The 5,358-nt window shown below is 59.3% G+C and carries 7 protein-coding genes; 3 read left to right on the top strand and 4 right to left on the bottom strand.

The window, feature by feature from the left end; translation table 11 throughout:
• Positions 1 to 241: 241 nt before the first annotated feature.
• Together PG900_RS22890 and PG900_RS22885 are read right to left on the bottom strand one after the other, a co-directional pair.
• Complete coding sequence (locus PG900_RS22890) at positions 242 to 481, bottom strand: plasmid replication protein RepB (protein WP_114522571.1); 240 nt, start codon at positions 479 to 481, stop codon at positions 242 to 244.
• 108 nt (positions 482 to 589) lie between these two features.
• Entirely contained in the window at positions 590 to 718 is a 129-nt protein-coding gene (locus PG900_RS22885) for a hypothetical protein (protein WP_258555716.1), read from the bottom strand.
• An 870-nt stretch (positions 719 to 1,588) separates the two neighbouring features.
• On the opposite strand from PG900_RS22885, the gene PG900_RS22880 reads away from it, so the two are divergent.
• Positions 1,589 to 1,765 (top strand): hypothetical protein, encoded by a 177-nt coding sequence (locus PG900_RS22880; RefSeq protein ID WP_181824794.1) that lies wholly within the window; start codon positions 1,589 to 1,591, stop codon positions 1,763 to 1,765.
• A 582-nt stretch (positions 1,766 to 2,347) separates the two neighbouring features.
• Complete coding sequence (locus tag PG900_RS22875) at positions 2,348 to 3,343, top strand: plasmid recombination protein (protein WP_114522573.1); 996 nt, start codon at positions 2,348 to 2,350, stop codon at positions 3,341 to 3,343.
• 103 nt (positions 3,344 to 3,446) lie between these two features.
• Here the strand turns inward: PG900_RS22875 and PG900_RS22870 are convergent, their stop codons facing one another.
• A complete protein-coding gene (locus tag PG900_RS22870) occupies positions 3,447 to 3,824 on the bottom strand; it encodes an ArsR/SmtB family transcription factor (protein ID WP_008786737.1) in 378 nt (125 codons plus the stop codon).
• 43 nt (positions 3,825 to 3,867) lie between these two features.
• Positions 3,868 to 4,965: a cation diffusion facilitator family transporter gene (locus PG900_RS22865; RefSeq protein WP_008786738.1), complete on the bottom strand. Its 1,098-nt coding sequence runs from the start codon at positions 4,963 to 4,965 to the stop codon at positions 3,868 to 3,870.
• Between the two features lie 224 nt (positions 4,966 to 5,189).
• On the opposite strand from PG900_RS22865, the gene PG900_RS22860 reads away from it, so the two are divergent.
• Positions 5,190 to 5,358: metal-sensing transcriptional repressor (locus tag PG900_RS22860; RefSeq protein WP_313312422.1), on the top strand; the 169-nt coding region annotated here is incomplete at its 3' end.

Here is a 5,358-nt window from a genome sequence, read left to right as displayed (position 1 = left end):
CGAAGGGGGAGAAACCTGCCTCGACATCGCCCGCCAGCTCGCGGCGGTGGAAAGCGCGGTGACGGCGGCCAAGCGCGAAAGGGGAATGTTTCCTGCCCGTTGATCGCGTCACTACAGGGCGAAGCAGGCCTGGCAAGGTCAGCTATGCCTTAGCGTGCTTTATTTTCCGTTTTCTGAGGTGCCCCCTATTGGCCTGCACGATGTTTTTAGCTGGGCAGCCTCGATGGCCGCACTGGCGGCCCTAACGGCTGCTCAGGTCGATCTCGATGCGGCGAAAGCCGATGCCATTCGCGGTGTTGGCCGCGGCATCCATCGAGGAGAAAACCCGCCAGCCGCCGCGCTGGCGCTCTACCACCTCGGAGCCCCCCTTGCCGAAGCGTACCAGGTGGAGATGGAACCCAGCCCCCATAGGGGTGGGGACGATCATCGCCTTGGAGAATCCGCCCATGTCGAAAATGGTCTTGGCCTCTTTTTCCTGCATCATCAAATCCAATATTTGAAACGTCAAATCGACAATTTGATTGTACCCTCTTGGGGGAGGCCGTCAATCACTTTGGAAATATGATTTGTCGAATCGGCAAAATGATTTTCAATCCAACTCAAGGCCCAAGGCAATGAGGCACTCCCGCCACTTCTGGGCCTCCAAATCGAAGTTGAGCAAGCCCCCTTCAACGCTGATCCGGCTCCCTAAATCGAGCAGGGGCTTGTCGAACCCCATACGTACCTCCGGCCAGAGCCAAACCTAACCCGCTTCCGTGGATAACTGCTGCCGCCCACAAGCCGAACCGATGGCATGTGGACGGACGGGCGCAGTTACCCACCTCGCCAAGAGCATCTCTCTTTTTTTGTTTGAAAGAAAAGGGCGTAAGGCACCGGCGAGCCTATCTTTCGCTGCGCTTCAAGATAGGCTCGCCCTCCTGCTTGGCTACGTTAAAAATGACGTAGTTACGCTGGATAGCTCGCCTTGCTCAGGACTATCGAGGCTGCTTGCGGCAGCTCCCCCTCACGCGCTCCTGAGACACACCTCGCCACTCTGTACCTGCTTCAGTCCCCACCTGTGGGCTGGACTGCCGCGCCGTTTTTATCGAGCTGGCCGTGGTTGGTTCCCCGTTGCGCTCGGTGCTGGTACCCCATGGTTGCGAGCCATGGGAGGCTATGGTGCGCGTCGCACGCTGGGCCGTATGTGAGGATTCCCCGTTCGGCCCGACCCCTGCACCCGCTCGACAACATCAACATGCTTCCAATTCGAGCGGATACGACTTATCGCCATTGGCAGAGGCCAACGGTAACAGGGGTTCAGGCGGGATTTAGCTTGAAAGGTGCGGCAGGTTGCCGCTAAACTTGATTGGTATTCGGTAGCTGCTTCCGCCTGAAGCTGTTACCCAGGAACTCCGGTGCGCTAACACTTGGGTTCCCGTAAAAACCGCCGCGCTAACGGCGGTTTTTTCGTTTCTGGCGAGCAGGTTACGCTGGATCCCAAAGGATCGTCAATCTCGAGTGGCATCCGTTTTCGTTGATTTATATTGAATAAACGCAAGTGAACGTAGAAACTTAAAACGTAAACCACTTACTCACCAAAGGATTCTGTATGAAACTCCAAGCTTTAAACCTTGAATTGCAAGGGGTTAAAGTATTTGGCGTAGAGCTTCAGCGTCTGATTTCGTTAACCGAAGAACCGTCTGTTAGAATGCCCTCTGGCCTCACTAGAGAACAGCGCAGAGAATGGGCAAAACAGGCAGCCAAAGCACCCCACAAAACTCTGTAGATTTCGGGACAACGTTCCTGAAGTACTACAACGAGCGATACTCTAAAACCACCTTGTCCAAGATCGATGATTTCATCGATCACTTCGAAAAACATGGATTGTTTGGCCCTCCGGCATGGATTGGGAAGGTATCGCCATCGTACAAGGTGCCTGACCACTATCCGAACAAAGAAGCTATAGAGGAACACGCAAGAACGTTCGCTCTATGGCATGCCCACATCGGAGATCCATGTTTCAAAGGCTCTTTCCATAGCAAGTACAAGGTGTCTGACTGGGTGCTCCATTTCCAAAAAATTTCAGACAACCACATTAAGTTGTTGGAGCTTGGCTATCACGGTAATCCAATGGCTCTTCCTACCGAAGACCTCATAAATGAGCCATAAGCCCCCTCAAGAGAACCCAATAGAAAAGGGCAACTAGACTGCGCTAGTTGCCCTTTTTTCTGGGTTTGGCAAGCGCAGTGCGGCAGGTTTTTTTCGCCCCGCAGGGCTCCAACTTTGGGCACCAAAGTGTTAGGAGAACACTTTGCCTCCTCAATCTGGTACTGTTTCCGGAGACCAAAGAGCAAGGGGCAAAGACACAATGGCGCTCTCATTCTCGCTAGCGATCGACAAGATGCAGTCCTCCTCCGTCGGCAGGGCAGAGGGGCACAACCTCCGCCTCCACGCCACCGAAAGCCAGCTCCGACCGGAGGCATGGTTTACCCCAGAAGGCCGCCACCAGGTAACACCATGGAGACCAGAGGCGCTGGTCAAGGCCAAAGGGCTCGCCAAGCGCAAAGATGCCGTTCAGGCCATCCAGTTCGTGATCCAGCTTGGCAACCAGACAGACTGGCGAGAGGAGCCAGAACTGGACTTTCCAGAGGGGAGGCCACTCCACATTATTAAGCCGATGAATCTCGCAGCCCGGGGGGTCAAAGCATGGGCGGTGCAGGAGTTCGGGGAGGACAACATCGTTGGGATCGACTTTCACACCGACGAGAGCAGCCCGCACTTTCATGTTGTCGTAACGCCGATCAGAGACGGCAAGCTACAGGCCAAGGCATGGTTGGACGGGGCCAGCAAGGTTGCAGCCCTGCGGAAACGAGCATGGCAGGCCGTCAATGCGCACATTGCCTGCGAGTACAAGCCCGGCGCCGCTGGCGGGGCACCGCACGACCCCCGCAAGGCAGCCGGACAGGTGCCGGCACCGTCGATGCTCGATAAGGTGACCGGCCATGCCAAGGCCAAGCGCCTTGAGCGCGAGAACGCCGTCCTGCAGGAGGAGAATGCTCAACTCAAACAGGCGCTGTTTAGCCGCCAGAAAGGCCGCTACAGCGCGGAGCTGCTTGAGAAGGCCAAGCAGGCCGAACTAGCCGCCGAAATAGCTCAGAGAGCGTTAGGCGAAGCCAAACAAGAGCTTTTGGGGTTGAAGTGGGATGCTGGGCTGCATGAGCAGGCGGTGAAGCGGTTGGAGGCTGAGATCTCGAAGCTGAAGGGCTACAACCAACAACTCTCGGAACAAAACAACGAGCTCGACGAGAAGCTGCGGGAGCTGCTGCCAAGACGAACCAGAGGGCTAGGGGGGATGGAGCCGTGAGACTTTGGCATGTTGTCGGCCTATTGGGACGTCCTTGAGGCTAACCGGCGGCGTGGGTACCGGCGCCTCGCAACCTGCCATTCGCCTGGGTGCTTGGGCCTGGTCAGTCGTCGGCTTTGTCCTCGGAAATGTGGACCGCCATGTCCTGCAGCACCTGGCTGACGTGCTGGTCCGCGATGCTGTAGAAGATGTGCTTGGCTTGGCGTTCGCCGCGCACGAGGCGCGCACCGCGCAGCAGCCGCAGGTGATGGCTGACCAGAGACTGCGACAGGTCGAGCGCTTCGGCGATGTCCCCCACGGCGACCGAGCCATGCATGCACTGCAGCAGGATCTTCAATCGCGATTGGTCGCCCAGCAGGCGGAAGGTCTCGGCCAGAACAGCGACGTCACTTTGCGACATTGCGAGGGCATCGGTCGCCGCGTCGTGGCTGGTGGTCGAGCATTGCGCGGTGTCGGCGCTGGTGGTTTTGCGGGACGTCATGGATGCAAATCCTCAAGTGGAGTGCGAGCCGGCTCGCGCGGCCTCAATGCCTGTGACCAGGAGCGGAATGGTCGTGGTCATGGCCGTGGCTGTGCCCGCCGCCATGCTTGTGATTGCCATGATCATGGCCGCTGTGGTCGTGCCCGCTGTGGTCATGACCGCTGTGATCGTGGCCGCTGTGGTCCTGACGCTCCGACGTGGGCTGCAAGCTGCAGACGTTCTCGTCGGTGCCCGAGTTCCAGTCGATCCCGACCGTGGCGTGTTCGATGCTGAATTGCTCTCGAAGCACCGCTTCGACGCGCTTGACCACGGCGCGTGCTTCCTCGTCCACGTTGGGGCGAACGTGCAGCGTGGCCATCGTGCGCCCGGAGGTGAGCTGCCACACGTGAACGTGGCTGACGGCCGCCAGGCCCGGCACGGCGCCCATCAGGCCTTGCTCCACCTTCTCCGGCGAAGCATCCTCCGGCGCGCCTTCCAGCAGGATGTGGATCGACTTGGCGAGCAGCTTCCATGCGCTGCGCAGGATCAGCGCCGCGACCAGGACCGACAGGATGGGATCGATCGGCGTCCAGCCCGTGAGGTAGATGACGATCGCAGCGACGATGGCGCCGACCGAGCCGAGCAGGTCGCCCATCACGTGCAGGATGGCCCCCTTCACGTTGACGTGATCGGTCTCTCCGCGGGTCATGATCCACAGCACGAGCACGTTCACCAGCAGGCCGAGCACGGCGACGATCATCATCGGGCCGGCCAGGATCACGGGCGGCGCCTGCAGCCGCTCCCACGCCTCGTAGGCGATCCAAGCGACGATCGCGAACAGGGTCACGGCGTTCAGGAAACCGGCGATGACCTCGAAGCGCAGGTAGCCGAAGGTGCGCTTGCTGTCGGCCGCGCGGCGGCCGAACCGGAATGCTGCGTAGGCCAGTGCGAGCGCCGCGGCGTCGGTCAGCATGTGGCCCGCGTCGGCCAGCAAGGCCAGCGAGCCCGACAGCACGCCTCCGACGGCCTCCACGACCATGAAGCCGAAGATCAGGAAAAAGGACAGCAGGACCTTGCGCTCGTTGGCGCTGGTCACGGTCGGGGTGTGGTCATGATCATGGTCGTGATCGTGACCATGGTCATGTGCGTGGGATTGGGACATGGGGCCTCGGGAAACTGGGTCTTTGACTGTGGCTCAAAATATAACACATGAACATGTTTTCATGTGAATTGTTGTACACATTTGTGTTCGCGTCTCACCACGGCCGGGATGCCGCTCCGGGCAATTGCCTTAGCCTGGCTCGGCGACCATTCCCCCCGCCTGGCAAGCAGCCGTTGATCTAACATCCAGTGGCAGTATCCCCCCTGGGGGGATATGATTTCAGCATGGAAGACATGCATAAGCACACCACCCATCCCGACCTGGTGAAGCGGCTCAAGCGCGCCGAGGGGCATCTGCGGCACGTCATCGGGATGATCGAAGGGGGAGAAACCTGCCTCGACATCGCCCGCCAGCTCGCGGCGGTGGAAAGCGCGGTGACGGCGGCCAAGCGCG

Source organism: Aeromonas sp. QDB03, from assembly GCF_027707985.1.
Classification (GTDB): domain Bacteria; phylum Pseudomonadota; class Gammaproteobacteria; order Enterobacterales; family Aeromonadaceae; genus Aeromonas; species Aeromonas hydrophila.
The sequence above is the reverse complement of the archived record's forward strand: the minus strand, read 5'-3'. Positions and strand labels throughout refer to the sequence as shown.